We start from the raw sequence: 18301 nt of genomic DNA on the forward strand, positions 1-18301 counted from the left end.
AACGCCAAGGGGCTGGCCCTTGGCGTTGTTGCGACAGTCGGGAGGCGCGCCGCTCAGGCAGCGACGGCCTCAGCCGCTTTTTTTGCTGCGGCCGCCTTGCGGTTGCGGTCCAGCCAGCCGTTGACCACCTTGACGGTCTCGTTGACGGAGTCGTTGCTCAGGCCCTGCTGCTCGGCCACCAGCTTGACCAGCAGGTCGATGCGTTCGATGTCGGTGGCGCCGGCCGCCAGGGCGCGGGCACCCGAGGACGGCTTGAGCAGTCCCTGGCCGGCGGCGGCGTATTTCTCGAAAGGCACCATGTCGTCGCGCGAAGCCCCCAGCTGCACGCACAGGTCCACCACCCACTCATACACCTGGCGCGACTGCTCCAGGTTGCCGTGCACGGCGTCCTTGATGGCGCGCATGCCGTCGGCCTGCACGCAGCGGTAGTTGCCGGTGAGCAGCATGGCCCACTTGGCCAGCGGCACGAAGATGGAGTCATGCACCTTGAGCTTGACCGGCAGGTCGAGGGCTTCGCCGTTCACGGTCAGGCGGGCGGCAATGATGTCGGCCTCCATCTGCTCGAGCATGGCGGTGTGCGCGGGGTTGTCGAAGGCGGCCACCTTGAAGTTGGTGGGCAGGCCGACCTGCAGCACATTGGGCTGCTCTTCCGGCGGGCGGAAGGCTTGCGGGTCGGGGCTGCACAGGGTCATGAGGCCGGGCTCGAAGTGCTCCCAGACGCTGGCGTCATGGAAGCAGGCACGCAGGGCGCTGGCGTCCAGGCCGGGGATGCGGGCCAGGTAGGGCAGCGGGGGCATGTTCATGATGGACATGCAGGGCACCTTGGCCAGGGCAATGGCCTTCATCAGTTCACGCACGCCGCTGGCGCTGTACTGCGGCTCCTGCATGGCCAGGCAGACCAGGTCGTACTGCTCGGGCTTCACGTCGGTGGGGATGACGGCGGTGAGCTTGCCCGGCAGCTGGCGCGAATCGATCTCGACCAGGCCTTCACGGCCCTTGACCGGCATGCGCACGCGGGTGCCTTCGCTGTTGATCAGGTTGGCGGTGTCGCGGCGGCACACCAGGCTGACCGAGTGGCCCGCCATGAGCAGCTTGCTGGCGAGCAAGGAGCCATAAGAAGCCCCGAGGATCAGGATGTTGTATTTCTTGCTCATGATGATTGATGCCCTTGCGGGTCCGTAGTTTTAGAAATCGTTTCAGCAGGGGCTGCCCGAGAGGAGAACCAGGCAACCGGCTAGGTATGGCGCAAATATATAAACAGCCACTAATAAGGTAAATTCATTTCTTATGCTGTCACCGAATAAAACTTTTTATTAATTTTATTGAATGACTACATTTCCGAAAGTAATCAAAATCGTCCCGGAAATTGCACGGGGCCGACGGACCTGCGAAGAACGCAGGCGCGTCAGCCCCGTGGCTGGCTGGGTGTCAGATGCTTAGTGGAACTGCTCTTCTTCGGTGGAGCCGGTCAGCGCGGTGACGCTGGACTTGCCGCCCTGGATGACGGTGGTGACGTCGTCGAAGTAGCCGGTGCCGACTTCCTGCTGGTGGGACACGAAGGTGTAACCACGGTCGCGGGCGGCGAATTCGGGTTCCTGCACGCGCTCGACGTAGGCGGTCATGCCGCGCTTCACGTAGTCCTGCGAGAGGTCGAACATGTTGTACCACATGGAGTGGATGCCGGCGAGCGTGATGAACTGGTACTTGTAGCCCATGGCGCCGAGTTCGCGCTGGAACTTGGCGATGGTGGCGTCGTCCAGGTTCTTCTTCCAGTTGAAGGACGGCGAGCAGTTGTAGGCCAGCATCTTGCCCGGGTGCGCCTTGTGCACGGCGTCGGCGAACTTCTTGGCGAAGTCCAAGTCGGGCGTGCCGGTCTCGCACCACACCAGGTCGGCGTAGCGGGCATAGGCATTGGCGCGGGCGACGGCCTGGTCCAGGCCCTTGCGGGTCTTGTAGAAGCCTTCGGCGGTGCGCTCACCGGTCAGGAAGGGCTTGTCGATCTCGTCGTAGTCGGAGGTCAGCAGGTCGGCAGCCTCGGCGTCGGTACGGGCGATCACCAGGGTGGGCACGCCCATGACGTCGGCGGCCATGCGCGCGGCGATCAGCTTCTGGCAGGACTCGCGGGTGGGCAGCAGCACCTTGCCGCCCATGTGGCCGCACTTCTTGACGGAAGCCAGCTGGTCTTCCCAATGCACGCCACCGGCGCCGGCCTTGATCATGGCCTTCATCAGCTCGAAGGCGTTGAGCACGCCGCCGAAACCGGCTTCAGCGTCGGCCACGATGGGCGCGAAGTAGTCGATGTAGTCCTTGTGGCCGGCGTCGATGCCCTTGGAGTGCTGGATCTCGTCAGCGCGGCGGAAGGTGTTGTTGATGGTCTCCACGACCTTGGGCACCGAGTCCACCGGGTAGAGGGACTGGTCCGGGTACATGGACGAGTAGGTGTTGTTGTCGGCGGCGACCTGCCAGCCCGACAGGTAGATGGCCTTCACGCCGGCCTTGACCTGCTGCATGGCCTGGCCACCGGTGAGCGCACCCAGGCAGTTGACGTAGGGCTCGCTGTGCAGCATGTCCCACAGCTTCTCGGAGGTGCGGCGGGCGATGGTGTGCTCGATGGGGAAGGAGCCACGCAGGCGCACCACGTCGGCCGCGCTGTAGCCGCGCTCGATGCCCTTCCAGCGCGGGTTGGTGGCCCAGTCTTTTTCCAGGGCGGCGATTTGTTGCTCACGGCTGAGCTGTTCGGTCAGGGTTTGCGGCATGGTGTAACTCCTAGAGCGGTGAATGAAACCTTTCGATCCCGGGGCTGCGGTGCGGCCTGGTTCGATGGGTCTACTTTAAGTCTTATAGAAGACTTAAAGATCATCTTGTGTCTTATACAAGACATTTTTTATTTCATTAAAAATCAATCACTTAGACACATTGATTCGCAATGTGGAATTCAATATCTCGTATTGAGAAAATTTGCTGCGATGCGTCAGCCGCGCATTTCAAATCATGAAACGAGACGGGTCGGTTTTGAAATGCCATGCCACAGGCACAGGCCACATCGTGCGGCCGCAGCACAAAACATTGGCAAGCGCTGTGCGAACGCAGCGTCAGCGACGCCGCAACCAATCGCCGGTGCGGATGCGTGCCCTGCCCTGCACACGCTGCGCAGCGATTTCGTAGACCAGGCAGCGCAGCAGCCGGCCGTCGAATTCGAGCTCGACGTGGCGGCGCACGTACTCGCCGCTGGGCACGGGCGCAACCTCCTCGATCACATCGAGCTGCCGTTCCAGTTCAGGGGCGATCGCGTAGACCTCACCCTGCACCTGGTCCGCGCCACCCAGGACCAGGCCGGGATAAGGCCCCAGGTCGTAGAGCGCACCGCTGATGCGGGCCGGTCCCAGGTAGAGCGGCGCAGGTTGCAGGCGATTGATGTCATTGGCCTCGCCGCGGCGCAGCGTGCCGTAGACGAAAACATGGCGGTCGGGCTGGGTGGTCATGGGCAGCGCCCCGGGGCGGCTCCTGAGGGTGTTCAAGCGGCTCGGCGAGCCTCTTCAGACGAGAGGGTAGCGGACCGCAGGGGGTGTGCACGGTACGGGCGGCCGGAACAGCGCAGGTAGCACGGGCAGGTTACCGCCGCCGTCCGCCCTGTGCTGCCCCGAGGATCAGCAGCGGAAAAGTGCCACTCCCAGAGGGAAAACAGGGGTGCGCAGAGGCGTGTGCATGGCGTTTTCCCTCTCGCGGCAGAGCGTGATCTGCGCCCCCGAACAGCGCTCCCAGAGGAGAGAAAAGCGATTTTCAGAGGGGCGCCGCCTGAAAATCGCGATGAAAAAAACAACATCTCCGAGGGAGGAAACGCACTTTTCGCTTGGAGATGCGTTTTTTCTCCTATAGCATCCGCAATACCAGAGAGGAAGCAGTTCCCTCTGGTGATTAATCAACTTCTAGAAGAGGAAATTCAATCATGGCAACTGCGAAAAAGAAGGCTCCGGCCAAGAAAGCTCCGGCCAAAAAGGCCGCTGCGAAGAAGGCTCCCGCTAAAAAGGCGGTAGCGAAGAAGGCTCCGGCGAAGAAAGCCGCTGCGAAGAAGGCTCCGGCCAAGAAGCCGGCTGCGAAGAAGGCTCCGGCGAAGAAAGCCGCTGCCAAGAAGGCTCCCGCGAAGAAAGCCGCTGCGAAGAAAAAGGCTCCGGCCAAGAAGCGCACTCCCAACGCAGCTTTCATGAAGCCGCTGACCCCGAGCCCGGCCCTGGCCGCAGTGGTGGGTTCCGCTGGCCTGCCGCGTACGGAAGTCGTGAGCAAGCTGTGGGCTTACATCAAGAAGAACAAGCTGCAGGACAGCGTCAACAAGCGCAACATCAACGCTGACGACAAGCTGAAGGCCATCTTCGGCAAGGCACAAGTCTCGATGTTCGAGATGGCTGCCCTGATCGGCAAGCACCTCAAGTAATCGGTTCACCCCGCTTACGAAAAAGCCGGCTGCGAAGCCGGCTTTTTTTATGCCTGGCTGCGGCGCTCGCCGCGGCCTGCCCCACCCTCACTTCTTCTGACGATCCAGCGCCGCCTGCGTGATGGCGCCCAGGGTGCCACGCGTGGTGATGACCTCGGGGTCGAGCATGACCTCGATCAGGGTGCCTTCGGGCCGGGCCACGGCGGCTTTCAGTTCCGCCTCGAATTCGGCGGTGCGCGTGATGCGCACGCCGGCGTAGCCGTAGGCGCGCGCCAGGGCCACGAAGTCCGGGTTCTGCAGCTGCGAGCCGCAAACGTGCTGCGGGTACTCGCGCTCCTGGTGCATGCGGATGGTGCCGTACATGCCGTTGTTGAGCAGCACGATGAGGGTCTTGGCGCCGTGCTGCACGGCCGTGGCCAGCTCCTGCCCGTTCATGAGGAAATCCCCGTCACCGGCAATCGTGAAGGCCATGCGGCCGGTGGTGATGGCCGCCGCGATGCCGGCCGGCACGCCATAGCCCATGGCGCCGCTGGTCGGCGCCAGCTGGGTCTTGCCCCCATGGGCCAGACCGCGGTAGCGCCAGTAGCGGTGCACCCAGCTGGCGAAGTTGCCGGCGCCATTGGTAACCACCGTGTCGGCCGGCAGATGCTTTTGCACCATGGCGACGATGGCCGGCATGTCGATGTCACCGGGCAGGGACTGCGGCTGCAGATTGGCCAGGTAATCGGCGTTGGCGGCCTGGGTCCAGGCCTCCCAGGGCAGGCTGGGCGGGGCCGTGAGCACCTCCAGCGAGCGCGCAGCGGCGTTCATGGTGGCGTGGATGGCCAGATCGGCCTGGTAGACGCGATTAAGCTCTTCCGCGCTGCTGTGGATGTGCACCAGCTTCTGCTTCGGTTTCGGTGCCTCCAGCAGGGTGTAGCCGCCCGTGGTCATCTCGCCCAGGCGCGGGCCGATGGCGAGGATGAGGTCGCTCTCGCGGATGCGCTGGGCCAGCCTGGGGTTGGGCGCGATGCCCATGTCGCCCGCGTACTGCGGGTGCCGGTTGTCGAAGGTGTCCTGGAAACGGAAGGCATTGCTCACGGGCAGCTTCCAGTTCTCGGCAAAACGCTGCAGGGCCTGCGCGGCCTGCGGCGTCCAGCCGCCGCCGCCGGCCACGACCAGAGGGCGCTGCGCCTGCAGCAGCATCTCGCGCAGACTGCGCAGGGAACCGGGATCGCTCCAGGCCTGCACGGCCTCCACGCGCGGCAGGGGCACCGCCTCCACCATCTGCACCAGCATGTCCTCGGGCAGCACCAGCACCACGGGGCCGGGGCGGCCGTTCATGGCGGTGGCGAAGGCGCGGGCGATGTACTCGGGGATGCGGCGCGCGTCGTCGATGCGCTCGACCCGCTTGGCGAAGCCCTTGGTGCTGGGGCCGAAGAAGGATTCGTAGTTGACCTCCTGGAAGGCCTCGCGGTCGCGCATGTCGCTGGCCACGTCGCCAACGAAGAGCACCATGGGCGTGGAATCCTGGAAGGCCGTGTGCACGCCGATGGAGGCATTGGTGGCACCAGGTCCGCGGGTGACGAAACACACGCCCGGGCGGCCCGTGAGCTTGCCGTGCGCCTCGGCCATGAAGGCGGCCCCGCCCTCCTGCCGGTTGATGACGAACCGGATCTGCTCGCGCCAGGCGTGGAAGCCGTCGAGCACGGCCAGGAAGCTTTCGCCCGGCACGCCGAAGGCGTGAGTGACGCCCTGGGCCACGAGGCATTCAACGAGGAGATGGCCGGCAATTTGGGGTTTCATGCCGCCATTTTGCCCGGCGCCGCGCAGCTGTTCAGTGCCGCACGAGACGCCCCACCCCGACCGCAGTGAACACGCTCAGCAGCAGGATCGCAGCCGCGACGAAAAAGGTCGTGCTGAAATGGCCGCGGTCCATCAGGGCGCCGAACATCAGCGGCGCCACGGCAAAGCCGACGTCGAAGCCCGAGTACACGGTGCCGTAGACGCGGCCGGTGGCGCCCTTGGGCGTGGCTTTCTTGACCATCATGTCGCGCGAGGGGTTGCCGATGCCGATCGCAAACCCCGTGGCAGCGAGCACGACCATGGTGCCCGTGGCGCCCAGCCAGCCGCTGCCGCACAGCGCAATGAGCAGGGCCCCGCCCCCCATGCACCAGGCCACCACGCGGTCACTGTGGGCCGCCTGGCGGGCTGCCACGAAACCGCCGACGAAGATGCCCGTTGCCGCGCACAGCATGTAGGCCGTCAGCGTCAGCGTGGCCGCCTCCATGCTGACACCATGCAAGGCCTGCAGCAGGGACACGGCGTAGTTCTGCACCAGGGCCAGTGTCATGGTCGAGAGCATGAAAAACCCGAAGCACCACCAGACCACCGGCAGCTTGAGAAAGGCCAGGTCACCATCCCCCGCGTGCTGGGGCTGGCGCACCATGACCTCGGTGCGCAGCTTGTCGCGCTGCCATACCAGCAGGACGAGGATGGCTGCGTACAGCAGGGCGGCGGCCACGTAGGCACTGCGCCAGCCCGCCACGCTGCCGATACCCACCAGGAACACGGGCGCCACGGCCCAGCCCAGGTTGCCCGTCAGACCGTGCGCGCTGAAGGCATGGCCCAGGCGCGGCGCCGAAACGCGCTGGTTCAGGATGGTGAAGTCCACCGGGTGGAAAGGCGCATTGCCCAGGCCGGCCAGCACGGCCACGGCCAGCAAGCCGGTGTAGCCCTGGACCATCGAGGCCATGAGGCAGGCCGTGATGAACAGCGCCTCGGCGGCGAACAGCACACGGCGCGCCCCGAAGCGGTCCACCACGAAGCCGGCACCGGCCTGGCCCAGACCGGAGACGACGAAAAAGACCGACATCAGCAGGCCCAGTTCGGAGTAACTCAGGCCGAACTCGCGCATGAAAACCGGGAACAGCAGGGGCAGCAGCAGGTGCGAAAAATGCGAACTGGCATGGGCCAGACCGACGAGGCCGATGATGGCGGCGTCCTGGCGCAGGGGGACCCCGGCCGCGCCGGAAGCAAGGGTGGCAGTGTTCATGACGCCATGGTAATGCAGGCCCCCTGCACGCTGCCTGGCAAGCCACCGCAGGTGGCGCAGCGTGAACTATTGCACATCCGGGCCCGTCGTGGCCGCCACCGCCGCAGGGACGGGCTGGATTCGTGAACTAGTCCCTCGCCAAAAACGCAGATCGTTACAGAATGCAACCATCGACTCACAGAAGTCCAAACAGTCAGCTCACAAATCAGGGAAAAAAATGATCATCCTGCCCATCGGCGAAGATAGTGTCCCGGCGCCCCTGCAGCCCGCCTCCTCCCGGCCGGCGCCGCTGCAGAGCACGGTACGCCTGCTGGTCTTCGGCTTCTCGCCAGCCGAACGCGAACTGATCCAGGGCATCGTGGCCCTGTCACAGCGCCGCTCACTGCGCCTGCAGCTGATCGGCGGCGCCGACCCGGAGACCGCCGACGTCATCCTCTTCGACGGCGCGGATGCCAAGGTCATGAAATGGGTCAGCCGCGGCGGCCTGCCGACCGGCAAGACCCTGGTCCAGGTCGACGGCCCGCAAGCCCTGACCGGCGCAACGCACCTGCAACGCCCCGTCCAGTGGCCGAGCCTGCCCACCCTGCTGTTGCAGGCGATGGGCCACGAAGCACCGCACAGCTCGCGCCAGCCGCTGAGCACTTTCTAAGGCCGCAAGCCCAACAGCCCTGACCGCGTCCCGGATGTCCCGGCGCGGGCATACTGCGGTGATGGCGCACGAACATCACCACGATCACGCACACGGCCACACGCAGAGTCACAGTGGTCACCACCACCCCGCACCGGCCAATTTCAACCGCGCCTTTGCCATCGGCATCGCGCTCAACACCGGTTTCGTCGCGGTGGAAGCCTGGTACGGCTGGCAGATCAACTCCCTGGCCCTGCTGGCCGACGCCGCCCACAACCTGAGCGACGTGGCCGGCCTGCTGCTGGCCTGGATGGCTGCCCTGGCCGCACGCCTGCGCCCCGACGCACGCCACACCTATGGCTGGCAACGTGCGTCCATCCTGGCGGCCTTCACCAACGCCGTGCTCCTGCTGGTGGCCATGGGCTCGCTGGGCTGGGAGGCCTTCCAGCGCCTGGGCTCGCCCGAGCCCACCCAGGGCTGGACCATCATCACGGTGGCGGCCATCGGCATCGTGGTCAACACCGCCACCGCCCTGCTCTTCCTGCGCGGCGGCGAGCACGACCTGAACGTGCGCGGCGCCTTCCTGCACATGGCGGCCGACGCCCTGGTCTCGCTGGGTGTGGTCATCGGCGGCGCGCTCTACCTCTGGCAGGGCTGGGCCTGGCTGGACCCGGTCATGAGCCTGGGGATCGCCGCCGTCATCGTGGCCGGCACCTGGAGCCTGCTGCGCCAGTCCCTGCACCTGCTGTTCGACGGCGTGCCCGAACATGTGGACCTGCCGGCCGTGCAGGCCTGGCTGGCCGCACGACCGGGCGTGGCGCGCGTGGACGACCTGCATGTCTGGGCCATGAGCACCACGCGGGTGGCGCTGACGGCGCACCTGGTGATGCCGCAGGGCCACCCGGGGGATGATTTCTTGCGCGAGGTGAGCGACGGCCTGCAGCAGCGTTTCGGCATCACCCATACGACGCTGCAGACCGTGACCGAGCCGATGCTGCAGCCCTGCCATGAACTGCAGCCGGTCGATCACCAGCATTCAGGTTGACGCTATCGATTCGATAGCAAATCAGGTGCCGGCGTAGCGGAACAGCTGGTCACCCCCGGGGGCGCGGATCTGCGCGTTGAAGGACACGATGATGCGGTCGCGCTCGCCCACGTAGGGCATGGCCTTGTGCGGCAGGAAGGAGGGGAACAGCACCAGCTCGCCCTCTTGCGGCGTCACGTCCAGCGTGGCCTGCTGCAGATAGGCGTTGCCCATGTCGATGTGCGCGCCGCCCAGCAACGGGAACATGGGGCTGTAAAAGCGCGTGGCGCCATTGAGTGCACCGAAGTCCGGGTGCTTCTCCCTCTGCGCAACCGGGTCGATCTGCACGTAGTACACCCCTGACCACGAGCAATTGCCGTGCGTGTGCACATCATGAAAAGTGGCACCGTTCTGGATCTGGAACCAGACACCCATCAACTCCAGTTGCAGGTCATGGCGCCCCGGCGGCCACAGACCGGCATTGGCCTGCTGCGCAGTGGTCTGAATGGCTCCTGCGATGAAACGCAGCAGTTCATGGAACTCAGGCAGCTCGATGCGGCGCAGAAGATCATCCGGGCTGGCATAGAAATTCCCTCTCGCTGCGCCTGGATCCGTGGCCCGGATGGCCGAAAAGACACGCACCAGCAGGGGATTGATCTCTGCAGCGCGCTCGAAACAGTGCACCGCCAACGGTACCGGCCAGTGCCGCTGCAAAGCGCCGTCTGCGCTCACGCGGAGGGCTCGCGCGTCGGGAGCTCCAGCTTCCAGCCGGTGCGCTGTGTGAGCTTGGCCACATCTTCGAGCGTGTCCAGATCGGTGACGAAACGGGTGTTGCTGGTCTCATGCACATGCACCAGCTCGGGTTGCTTGTCGAGCAACTGACGGCAACCCAGATTGGCCTCGCTGGCCAGCACCTTGGCCAGCACTTCGGCATCCATCAGGACTGGGTTGCCGCGCTGGCCGTTCACCACCGGCACCACCACATGGCCGGCCGGCTTCTTCTTGAACGCGGCGATCAGCTCGGTCAGATCGTCTGCGCTGATGAGGGGCTGGTCAACCAGGAGCACGAACACCGCATCGAAATTGCCACGCAGGGCACTCAGCCCGGTGCGCACCGAACCCTGCTGACCCTGTTCGTAATTGGCGTTGTGCGCCAGGGTCACAGGAAAATCCTGCACCTGCGCCTCGACGGCATCTCGTTCAAAGCCAGTGACCACCACCACTTCATCCACCCCGGCGCCACTCAGGGCAATCAACTGGCGCTTGATCAGCGGCACGCCCTGCAAGCGGATCAGCGGTTTGGCCACACCGCCCATGCGCCGGCCTTCACCGGCGGCCAGGAGCACGGCACCGATACGCAGGCGGGCATAGAGTCCGCCACCTTGTTTGAGCAGGCATCCCATGTTTGTCTTCCTTGTCTCTTCAGATGTTCAATTCAGCAGTTCCGGCAATCTTGCCAGACTGGCCAGATTGTGCGCCGGCAGGAAGCGATTCACATGCGGGGCCGCCAGGACCATGGCGGCCGACGCCGGCACCTCCACCGTGGGATGCAGCCAGCCCACGCGAGCGCCGCGCGCGCGCACCTGCGCCAGCACCGCAGCCAAGGCCTCGGGTTCGTCTGTGTCGTAGCCGTCGCTGAACACCAGAAACAGGTCGCCCCGGTGCAGGCCGCGACCCAGGTGCGTGTGCAGCGCCTCGTGCAGACTGCTGGCGATGCGCGTGCCGCCACCGAAACCGAAGGTCACGGCGTTGATCTTTTCCTGCACACGGTCGCTGCGCCGTTTCATCAGCGGGGTGACCTCGGCCAGCTTGGTATGGAAGATGAAGGCGCGAGCGTCCATGACCTCGACGAAAGCACGGCTCAGGCGCAGGAAGAACTGCGCATGCACTTCCATGGAGCGGCTCACGTCCACCAGAACCACCACGCGGGGCTGGCGGCGCTGACGCCGCACATGGTGCAGCTGCACCAGCTCACCACCGGTCGCCAGCGCCTGGCGCAGCGAACGGCGCAGGTGGATCTGCCCGCTGCTTTGATGGTGTTGCAGGCGGCGCAGCAGTTGCGTGCGCAGCCGGCGTTTGAGCGCCTCGACCAGGGGTTCGAAGCGGTCCATGTCACCGGGCTGCCATTCGGAGAAATCGCGCTGCTCCAGCGGCGCGGTGCGGCTGGCACCGCCCTGTGCGCGCGGCGGCCCCGAAGCCTCTTCGAGTTCGCCGCTGCCAGCCTGGTCGGCCAGGCCCAGCGTGGGCTTGGCAGCCTGTTTGCTATCCGGCGGCGTTTGCCCCAGTTCGCTGTGCATCTGTTGCACCAGTTCGGGCAAGGTTCGCCCCTTGCGTGTCAGGCCGGAGCTGCGCGTCGTGCCCTTGACCTTGTGCGGAAACCAGAAGGCCTGGTGAAGCTCGGGGTACTTGAGCCATTGCTTGCGGCTGCCACAGGCGATGCCGCGCCACAGCGACTCGATGCGCGGCCACTGCGCCAGCGGCAGGGCGGCGGCGGCACGCATCATCAACTCGACCTCGGCATAGCCCAGGATGAAGCCGTGCTCGCGCAGGTAATGGGCAAATTCGCCCAGTTGCTGGCGTGGGTCAATCGCTTGCATGAGGGCTACCACTGCGTGACACCAATGCCGTTGGCGTGAGCAATCCAAACCGGGGAACGCCGTGGAACCGGCTTTGCCGGGCCGCTGGCGTTGTCCCCCCTTGGGGCGAAGGCGGTGACAGCCGACACAGGAGGGTCATTTCACTCCCGCGACACCCACGTCCTGTGCGATGCGCGGGCCGTCGATGAGTTTGCCGACACGTTCGGCCGTGATCTGCCAGCTGTCGTTGCGTGTCTTGAGCAGCGCCGCAAGCGTCGGCAGCAGCAGTTGCGGCTCCACCGGCAGCTCGTTCATGCCCATCTTGAACAGTACCCGCACCCAGTCCAGTGTTTCGGCCACACCGGGCGTCTTGTCCAGGTCTTCCTTGCGCAGGCGCTGCACGAAAGCCACCGCCTCCTCTACCAGGCGCTGCGCGGCTTCGGGCACGAGGGTACGCACGATCTGGATCTCGCGCGCCAGCGAGGGAAAGTCGACGTAATGAAACAGGCAGCGCCGGCGCAAGGCGTCGGACAGGTCGCGCGTGCCGTTGCTGGTGAGGATGACCAGTGGCTTGGTAATCGCCTTGAGCGTGCCTATCTCCGGCACCGTGACCTGGTACTCGGACAGCATCTCCAGCAGGAAGGCCTCGAAAGCCTCGTCGGCACGGTCGATCTCGTCGATCAGCAGCACGCAGGGTTCGGGCGAGCGAATGGCCTGCAGCAGCGGACGCTCCAGCAGAAAGGCTTCGGAAAACAGGTTGTCGCGCAGTGCCGACTTGTCACCCTGTCCGGCCTCGGCCAGACGGATCTCCAGCAGCTGGCGGCTGTAGTTCCACTCGTAGACGGCCTGGTTCAGATCCAGCCCCTCGTAGCACTGCAGGCGCAACAGGGGACGTCCCAGCGCACGGGCACAGGCTGCCGCGATGGCGGTCTTGCCGACGCCGGCCTCGCCTTCGAGCAGCAGCGGACGCTCCAGCGACAAGCCCATCCAGACCAGGCTGGCCAAGTCTTCGTCGGCGATGTAGCCGGCCTGGAACAGGCGTTCGCGCAAACCCTGCGGCGTGGCGAGCGCGTCAGTCAGCGACATGGTGGCGATGCGTCAGGATTTGCGGCCAAACAGGCCGGCAAACCAGCTCTTGATCATGGCCCACATGAACCCGAGCGCATTGAATTCCTTGGCGACCACCGGGGCTGCAACGACCGCCGGCCCGACACCCGCTTCGGCGCCGGGCGCAGCAGCGCTTTGCACGGCCTGCGCCTTTTGCGAGAACACCTCGGCAAACTGGGCCAGGATCATGTCAGAGACGGAAGTCATCATGCGGCCCCCGAACTGGGCGAACTTGCCGTTGACGATGACTTCGGAGTGTCCCCGCAGCGTGCAGTGGCCGCCCTCTGCCGGCAGCAAGCTGGCCGTGAGTTCCATGGAGGCCGAAGAGCCGCTCTTGTCGGCACCCTTGCCCATCATCTTGAGCGTGTGGCTGGCCGCATCGAGCTCCAGCACCTCGATGGTGCCGGCAAAGGCGGCCACCGCGGGGCCGACCTTCACGCGCACGGCACCCTTGTAATTGCTGGCGTCCACCTGTTCGGTGATTGACGCACCGGGCATGCAGGTAGCCAGCTCGTTGAGATTGGAGAGAATGGCCCAGGCGGCATCGATGCCGGCGGCCACGGGGTACTGTTTATCGAGCGTGACTTGCATAGCTAAATCCTAAAAAACATAGGGCGGATGCGCCACGGCGCATCCGCCCCGATATGACAGGGATCAGTTGGTGACGACCCCGTTCTTCTTCAACTCCTGCCACACGCGGTAAGCCGTGTGCGGCATGTTGAAGTGGGTCACACCCAGGTGGGCAAAGGCGTCGACCATGGCGCTGGTGAAAGTCGGGATGCTGCCCACGTGCGGCGACTCGGCCACACCCTTGGCGCCAATCGGGTGATGCGGCGAAGGCGTCACCGTGTAGTCCGTCTCCCACTTCGGCGTCTCGACCGCGGTCGGCAGGAAATAGTCCATCAGCGAGTTGCCCTGGATGTTGCCCTGCTTGTCGAAAGACAGGAGCTGCCCCATGGCCACCGCATAGCCTTCGGTCAGACCGCCGTGGATCTGGCCGTCGATGATCATCGGGTTGATACGCGTGCCGCAATCGTCAAGCGCGTAGAAGCGACGGATCTTGGTCTCACCCGTGCCCTTGTCGATGTCGACCACACACAGGTAGATACCGAAGGGGAAGGTGAAGTTCGGCGGGTCGTAGTAATGCACCGCTTCCAGGCCGGGCTCCAGCCCGGGTGGCGCCTGGTTGTAGGCAGCCCAGGCGATGTCCTTCATGGTCTTGAACTTGCCGTCGTTGCCCTTGACCTTGAAGCGGTCGATCTCCCACTCAAGGTCGGCCTCGCTGACCTCCAGCAGATGGGCGGCGATCTTCTTGGCCTTGGCGTGAATCTTGCGCGCCGCCAGCGCGATGGCCGCACCGGCCACCGGCGTGGAACGCGAGCCGTAGGTGCCCAGGCCGTAGGGCGCGGTGCTGGTATCACCCTCCTCGACCTGGATCACCTCGGAAGGCAGGCCCAATTCGGTCGCGATGATCTGTGCGTAGGTGGTCTGGTGCCCCTGGCCCTGCGAGATGGTGCCCATGCGCGCAATTGCGCTGCCGGTGGGGTGCACGCGGATCTCGCAGGAATCGAACATGCCGATACCCAGGATGTCGCAGATCTTGCTGGGGCCAGCGCCGACGATCTCGGTAAAGGTCACCAGGCCGATGCCCATGAGTGTCGGACAGTTCGGGTCGGCACGCTTCTTCGCCTGTTCGGCGCGCAGACCCTTGTAGTCCACGGCCTTGAGCACCTTGTCCATCGCGGTCTGGTAGTCGCCCGAGTCGTATTCAAAACCGAAGGCGCTGGTGTAGGGGAACTGTTCCTTCTTGATGAAGTTCTTGGCGCGGATCTCGGCCTTGTCCATGTTCAGCTTCTGCGCCAGCACGTCGACCATGCGTTCGATCAGGTACACGGCCTCGGTCACGCGGAAGGAGCAGCGGTAGGCCACGCCACCGGGCGCCTTGTTGGTGTAGACGCCGTCGACCTTGCAATAGGCCGCCTTGATGTCGTAGGAGCCCGAACAGATGTGGAACAGGCCGGCGGGGAACTTGGTCGGGTCGGCGCAGGCGTCGAAGGCGCCGTGGTCGGCAACGACGTTGGTGCGCAGCGCCAGGATCTTGCCGTCGGCCGTGGCCGCCAGTTCACCCGTCATGTGGTAGTCGCGGGCGAACGCGGTGGACGACAAGTTCTCGATGCGGTCCTCGACCCACTTGACCGGACGGCCCAGCACGATGGAGGCGACGATGGAGCAGACATAGCCCGGGTAGACGCCGACCTTGTTGCCGAAGCCGCCACCGATGTCGGGCGAGATGATGCGCACCTTGGACTCGGGGATGCCCGAGAGCAGGGACACCACCGTGCGCACCACGTGCGGCGCCTGGCTGGTGATGTAGGTGGTGAGCTCGCCGCGCACCGGATCGAACGAGGCGACCGAGCCGCAGGTCTCCAGCGGGCAGGGGTGCACGCGCGGGTAGTACATGTCCTGCGTCACCGTCACCGGGGCGCTGGCGAAGGCCGCGTCGGTGGCTTCCTTGTCACCGGCGTCCCAGCTGAAGATGTGGTTGTGGTGGTTGCGCTTGCCGTGTGCGCCTTCGGTCTTGCCGGCCAGGTCTTCCCGTATCACGGGGGCGCCGGGCTTGAGCGCCTCGAAAGGGTCCACCACCACGGGCAGCTCCTCGTACTCGACTTCCACCGCTTCCACGCCGTCGGCGGCGGCATAGCGGTCCTCGGCGATCACCACGGCCACTTCCTGCATCTGGAAATGCACCTTCCCATCGGCCAGCACGGCCGCCACGTCACCGGCCAGTGTGGGCATCCAGTGCAGCTTGAGCGGCTTGAGATCCTCGGCGGTCAGCACGGCGATGACGCCGGGCACCTTCAGCGCGGCTTCCTTGTTGATCTTCTTGATGCGGGCGTGGGCCAGCGGCGAGCGCACGATGTCCATGTGCACCATGCCCGGGAGCTTGATGTCGTCGACATAATTGCCCTTGCCCTGGATGAATCGGGCATCTTCCTTGCGAAGGCGGGACTCGCCCATGCCCATCAGGGCTTTTTCGCGATCAGTGATCGGTGCGTTCATGCTTGTCTCCTTGATCGTGGCGGCGCTCAGGCGGCCACTTTTTGGGGTTGTTGTAGGGTTTTGGCGGCGAGCAGCACGGCCTTGACGATGTTCTGGTAACCGGTGCAGCGGCACAGGTTGCCGGCCATACCGATACGCACCTGCTCTTCAGTGGGGTTGGGGTTGTCCTGCAGGAAACGGTAGGCGCGCATCAGCATGCCCGGGGTGCAGAAGCCGCACTGCAGGCCATGCTCCTTGTAGAAGGCATCCTGCACGGCATGCAGCACGCCGGCATTGGCCAGGCCCTCGACCGTCTTGACCTCGCTGCCCTCGCACTGCACCGCCAGATGCGTGCAACTCTTGACCGACTGGCCGTCGATATCGACCGTGCAGCTGCCGCAGTGGCTGGTATCGCAGCCGATGTGCGCGCCGGTCAGGTTCATCTTCTCGCGCAGAAAGTGGATCAGCAGGGTGCGCGGCTCGACGGCCTCCTCGACCTTGCGGCCGTTGAGGTTCATGGAAACGATGTGCTTGCTCATGGGGAATCTCCTCTTGTTCTTTTACTTGCAGCGCGCCGCGGCTGCCCGGATGGCACGCTTGGCCATCTCGCCGGCCATGGCGGTCTTGTATTCGGCGTCACCACGCAGGTCTTCGGCCGGGTCGCACACGGCGCGCACAGCAGCCGCGGCGGCGTTCAGCGATGCGTCGTCGATCGCCTTGCCCACCAGAGCCGCTTCAGCCTCGCTGGCGCGCAACGCAGTCGGCGCCACATTGGTCAGAGCGATGCGCGCCTGGGTCACCTTGCCACCCTTCATGTTGAGGATGACGGCCGCGCCGGCCGTGGCGAAGTCACCCGTCTTGCGCTTGAGCTTCTGGTAGGCATAGCCGGTGCCGGCCGCGAAAGGCGCGGCCAGGATGGCGGTGAGAATCTCGTCCTCGGCCAGGGCCGTCATGTAGGTTCCCAGGAAGAAGTCCACGGCCTTGACCTGACGCTCGCCCTTGGGGCCCTGCAGCACGAAGGTAGCGTCCAGCGCCATGGTGATGGCCGGGTGGTCGTTGCCGGGGTCACCATGGGCAATGTCGCCGCCAATGGTGCCACGGTTGCGCACCTGCGGGTCGGCGATCAGCAGTGCCGCTTCGGCCAGCAAGGGCAGCTTTTGCTGCAGCAGCGTGGAAGCGATGAGTTCGTTCTCGGTCGTCATGGCGCCGATGCGGACCATGCCGCCGGCTTCCGTGATGCCGCGCAGCTCTGGAATGCGGTTGATGTCGATCAGCGCGCCGGGCTCGGCAAAGCGCAACTTCATCATGGGCAGCAGGCTGTGGCCGCCGGCCAGCAGCTTGGCGTCACCGCCCAGGGTGGACAGCAGCTTGATGGCCTCCGGCACGGTGCGGGGCGCATGGTAGGCAAATTCGGGTGGAATCACGGTGTCTCCTCTTTGTCAGTATGGCCTTGAAGGGCTTATCGAACACAAACACAAGTTGTGGAATCTAACTCTTGCTTCTTATGTACGGAGCACAAAACAATCAACCGCTGGACACGCTGCACGAACGGCAATTCAGCCGCACGAACGATCAGGGGTCTAAATATCACCACATAAGCAGGCACTGATGCGATGCGGCGATGCGCCTCAACTTTTTTCGGGTACCGGATTCGCCAGCCCCAGCTGCTCCAGCAGGCGCGGCGCGCTGGCTCGCGAGACCGGAATCTCCACCGGAGTCGAGCCCATCATGCGCAGCGTCATGCGGCCGTCGTCGCGCACGATCTCGTCCACATGCGACAGGTTCACGATGTAGCTGCGGTGCACGCGCAGGAAGAGCTGCGGGTCCAGCCGCCCTTCCAGGTCGCCGATGTTGAGGTTGCAGAACTGACTGCCCTGCCCGGTGTGCACCCAGGTGTAGTGCCCCTCGGATCGGATGAAGGACACCGAGGGCACGTCCACCAGCAGCACGCGGTTCTGTTTGATGGTGGGGATCTTGCGCAGCAGGCGGCGCTCTGTCGTCTCCTCGTTGTCGCGGTTGCCGCGCGCGCCGCCCTCGTGCTCGTGGCTCACCACGTCGGTGATGTCGTAGAACACCAGGGTGTAGCCGGTGGTGGCGCCCTGCGCGTCACCCATCTTGGACACCTTGATGAGCAGCATGCGGTCCGGGATGTTGATCATCATCGCCATGGGCGGTGCGTTGTTCACGGGGCACTCGGCCTGATCCAGCAGGAACTTCACCTTGTTCTTGGCCGCGTCGGGGTGGAAGTCCAGCACGTACTTGTCGAAGGGCAGCTTGTCCTGCACCGGCAGGCTGCGCCGGGCGAAGTCGTTCATGCCCGCCACGTGCAGGTTCTTGTCCAGGTGGATCACGCCCACGTCGAAGCGCTCCAGCAGATAGAGCCAGGAGTTGGAGTTGGAATTGGCGCTGGTGGCGGTGTTGTGGGCCACGGGGCAGGTCTTCATCGCGTCGTATTCCAGTATCG

At 64.9% G+C, this 18301-nt stretch carries 17 protein-coding genes; 3 read left to right on the forward strand and 14 right to left on the reverse strand.

The window, feature by feature from the left end:
- Positions 1–53: 53 nt before the first annotated feature.
- The 3 genes from HTY51_RS08835 to HTY51_RS08845 form a co-directional block, all read right to left on the reverse strand.
- Positions 54–1154, reverse strand: coding sequence for a ketopantoate reductase family protein (locus HTY51_RS08835; RefSeq protein WP_174252394.1), 1101 nt, complete (start codon positions 1152–1154; stop codon positions 54–56).
- Positions 1155–1436: 282 nt separating this feature from the next.
- Positions 1437–2756: an isocitrate lyase gene (aceA, locus tag HTY51_RS08840; protein WP_174252395.1), complete on the reverse strand. Its 1320-nt coding sequence runs from the start codon at positions 2754–2756 to the stop codon at positions 1437–1439.
- A gap of 336 nt (positions 2757–3092) precedes the next feature.
- The gene (locus HTY51_RS08845; RefSeq protein ID WP_254607034.1) at positions 3093–3518 is read right to left on the reverse strand and encodes a gamma-glutamylcyclotransferase; all 426 of its coding nucleotides are present in this window, start codon (positions 3516–3518) and stop codon (positions 3093–3095) included.
- A 428-nt stretch (positions 3519–3946) separates the two neighbouring features.
- Between HTY51_RS08845 and HTY51_RS08850 the strand changes: the two genes are divergently transcribed.
- The gene (locus HTY51_RS08850; protein WP_174252396.1) at positions 3947–4429 is read left to right on the forward strand and encodes an SWIB/MDM2 domain-containing protein; all 483 of its coding nucleotides are present in this window, start codon (positions 3947–3949) and stop codon (positions 4427–4429) included.
- A gap of 87 nt (positions 4430–4516) precedes the next feature.
- On the opposite strand, the gene HTY51_RS08855 is transcribed toward HTY51_RS08850, so the two are convergent.
- Positions 4517–6214 carry a thiamine pyrophosphate-binding protein gene (locus HTY51_RS08855; RefSeq protein ID WP_174252397.1) on the reverse strand — a complete coding sequence of 566 codons (1698 nt, stop codon included), beginning with the start codon at positions 6212–6214 and terminating at the stop codon, positions 4517–4519.
- Positions 6215–6245: 31 nt separating this feature from the next.
- Positions 6246–7463: an MFS transporter gene (locus HTY51_RS08860; protein WP_174252398.1), complete on the reverse strand. Its 1218-nt coding sequence runs from the start codon at positions 7461–7463 to the stop codon at positions 6246–6248.
- Between the two features lie 217 nt (positions 7464–7680).
- On the opposite strand from HTY51_RS08860, the gene HTY51_RS08865 reads away from it, so the two are divergent.
- Both HTY51_RS08865 and HTY51_RS08870 read left to right on the forward strand, forming a co-directional pair.
- Positions 7681–8112: a hypothetical protein gene (locus HTY51_RS08865; protein WP_174252399.1), complete on the forward strand. Its 432-nt coding sequence runs from the start codon at positions 7681–7683 to the stop codon at positions 8110–8112.
- Between the two features lie 61 nt (positions 8113–8173).
- Positions 8174–9136, forward strand: coding sequence for a cation diffusion facilitator family transporter (locus HTY51_RS08870; RefSeq protein WP_174252400.1), 963 nt, complete (start codon positions 8174–8176; stop codon positions 9134–9136).
- 21 nt (positions 9137–9157) lie between these two features.
- Here HTY51_RS08870 and HTY51_RS08875 read toward each other — a convergent pair whose 3' ends face one another.
- The 9 genes from HTY51_RS08875 to HTY51_RS08915 form a co-directional block, all read right to left on the reverse strand.
- On the reverse strand, positions 9158–9847 hold the full coding sequence (locus HTY51_RS08875; RefSeq protein ID WP_174252401.1) for a TIGR02466 family protein: 690 nt from the start codon (positions 9845–9847) through the stop codon (positions 9158–9160).
- Positions 9844–10518: an NTP transferase domain-containing protein gene (locus tag HTY51_RS08880; RefSeq protein WP_174252402.1), complete on the reverse strand. Its 675-nt coding sequence runs from the start codon at positions 10516–10518 to the stop codon at positions 9844–9846. Before HTY51_RS08880 ends, HTY51_RS08875 begins: the two co-directional genes overlap by 4 nt.
- Positions 10519–10545: 27 nt before the next feature.
- The gene (locus tag HTY51_RS08885) at positions 10546–11712 is read right to left on the reverse strand and encodes a VWA domain-containing protein (RefSeq protein ID WP_174252403.1); all 1167 of its coding nucleotides are present in this window, start codon (positions 11710–11712) and stop codon (positions 10546–10548) included.
- A gap of 135 nt (positions 11713–11847) precedes the next feature.
- Positions 11848–12777, reverse strand: a complete 930-nt coding sequence (locus HTY51_RS08890) for a MoxR family ATPase (RefSeq protein ID WP_174252404.1) — start codon at positions 12775–12777, stop codon at positions 11848–11850.
- A 12-nt stretch (positions 12778–12789) separates the two neighbouring features.
- Positions 12790–13389 carry a CoxG family protein gene (locus HTY51_RS08895; protein ID WP_174252405.1) on the reverse strand — a complete coding sequence of 200 codons (600 nt, stop codon included), beginning with the start codon at positions 13387–13389 and terminating at the stop codon, positions 12790–12792.
- Between the two features lie 63 nt (positions 13390–13452).
- The gene (locus HTY51_RS08900) at positions 13453–15858 is read right to left on the reverse strand and encodes an aerobic carbon-monoxide dehydrogenase large subunit (RefSeq protein ID WP_174252406.1); all 2406 of its coding nucleotides are present in this window, start codon (positions 15856–15858) and stop codon (positions 13453–13455) included.
- A gap of 26 nt (positions 15859–15884) precedes the next feature.
- Positions 15885–16376 carry a (2Fe-2S)-binding protein gene (locus HTY51_RS08905; protein ID WP_174252407.1) on the reverse strand — a complete coding sequence of 164 codons (492 nt, stop codon included), beginning with the start codon at positions 16374–16376 and terminating at the stop codon, positions 15885–15887.
- A 21-nt stretch (positions 16377–16397) separates the two neighbouring features.
- Positions 16398–17261, reverse strand: coding sequence for a xanthine dehydrogenase family protein subunit M (locus HTY51_RS08910; RefSeq protein WP_174252408.1), 864 nt, complete (start codon positions 17259–17261; stop codon positions 16398–16400).
- 204 nt (positions 17262–17465) lie between these two features.
- The gene (locus HTY51_RS08915) at positions 17466–18281 is read right to left on the reverse strand and encodes a LytTR family DNA-binding domain-containing protein (RefSeq protein ID WP_174252409.1); all 816 of its coding nucleotides are present in this window, start codon (positions 18279–18281) and stop codon (positions 17466–17468) included.
- Between the last annotated feature and the right edge of the window lie 20 nt (positions 18282–18301).

Source organism: Rhodoferax sp. BAB1 (genome assembly GCF_013334205.1).
GTDB lineage: Bacteria > Pseudomonadota > Gammaproteobacteria > Burkholderiales > Burkholderiaceae_C > Hylemonella.

Coding starts and splice junctions, on each gene's coding strand:
- HTY51_RS08880 (WP_174252402.1), bottom strand. CDS start 10,518: ATGGGATGCCTGCTCAAACAAGGTGGCGGACTCTATGCCCGCCTGCGT.
- HTY51_RS08895 (WP_174252405.1), bottom strand. CDS start 13,389: ATGCAAGTCACGCTCGATAAACAGTACCCCGTGGCCGCCGGCATCGAT.
- aceA (WP_174252395.1), bottom strand. CDS start 2,756: ATGCCGCAAACCCTGACCGAACAGCTCAGCCGTGAGCAACAAATCGCC.
- HTY51_RS08860 (WP_174252398.1), bottom strand. CDS start 7,463: ATGAACACTGCCACCCTTGCTTCCGGCGCGGCCGGGGTCCCCCTGCGC.
- HTY51_RS08900 (WP_174252406.1), bottom strand. CDS start 15,858: ATGAACGCACCGATCACTGATCGCGAAAAAGCCCTGATGGGCATGGGC.
- HTY51_RS08835 (WP_174252394.1), bottom strand. CDS start 1,154: ATGAGCAAGAAATACAACATCCTGATCCTCGGGGCTTCTTATGGCTCC.
- HTY51_RS08905 (WP_174252407.1), bottom strand. CDS start 16,376: ATGAGCAAGCACATCGTTTCCATGAACCTCAACGGCCGCAAGGTCGAG.
- HTY51_RS08865 (WP_174252399.1), top strand. CDS start 7,681: ATGATCATCCTGCCCATCGGCGAAGATAGTGTCCCGGCGCCCCTGCAG.
- HTY51_RS08890 (WP_174252404.1), bottom strand. CDS start 12,777: ATGTCGCTGACTGACGCGCTCGCCACGCCGCAGGGTTTGCGCGAACGC.
- HTY51_RS08855 (WP_174252397.1), bottom strand. CDS start 6,214: ATGAAACCCCAAATTGCCGGCCATCTCCTCGTTGAATGCCTCGTGGCC.
- HTY51_RS08850 (WP_174252396.1), top strand. CDS start 3,947: ATGGCAACTGCGAAAAAGAAGGCTCCGGCCAAGAAAGCTCCGGCCAAA.
- HTY51_RS08915 (WP_174252409.1), bottom strand. CDS start 18,281: ATGAAGACCTGCCCCGTGGCCCACAACACCGCCACCAGCGCCAATTCC.
- HTY51_RS08885 (WP_174252403.1), bottom strand. CDS start 11,712: ATGCAAGCGATTGACCCACGCCAGCAACTGGGCGAATTTGCCCATTAC.
- HTY51_RS08870 (WP_174252400.1), top strand. CDS start 8,174: ATGGCGCACGAACATCACCACGATCACGCACACGGCCACACGCAGAGT.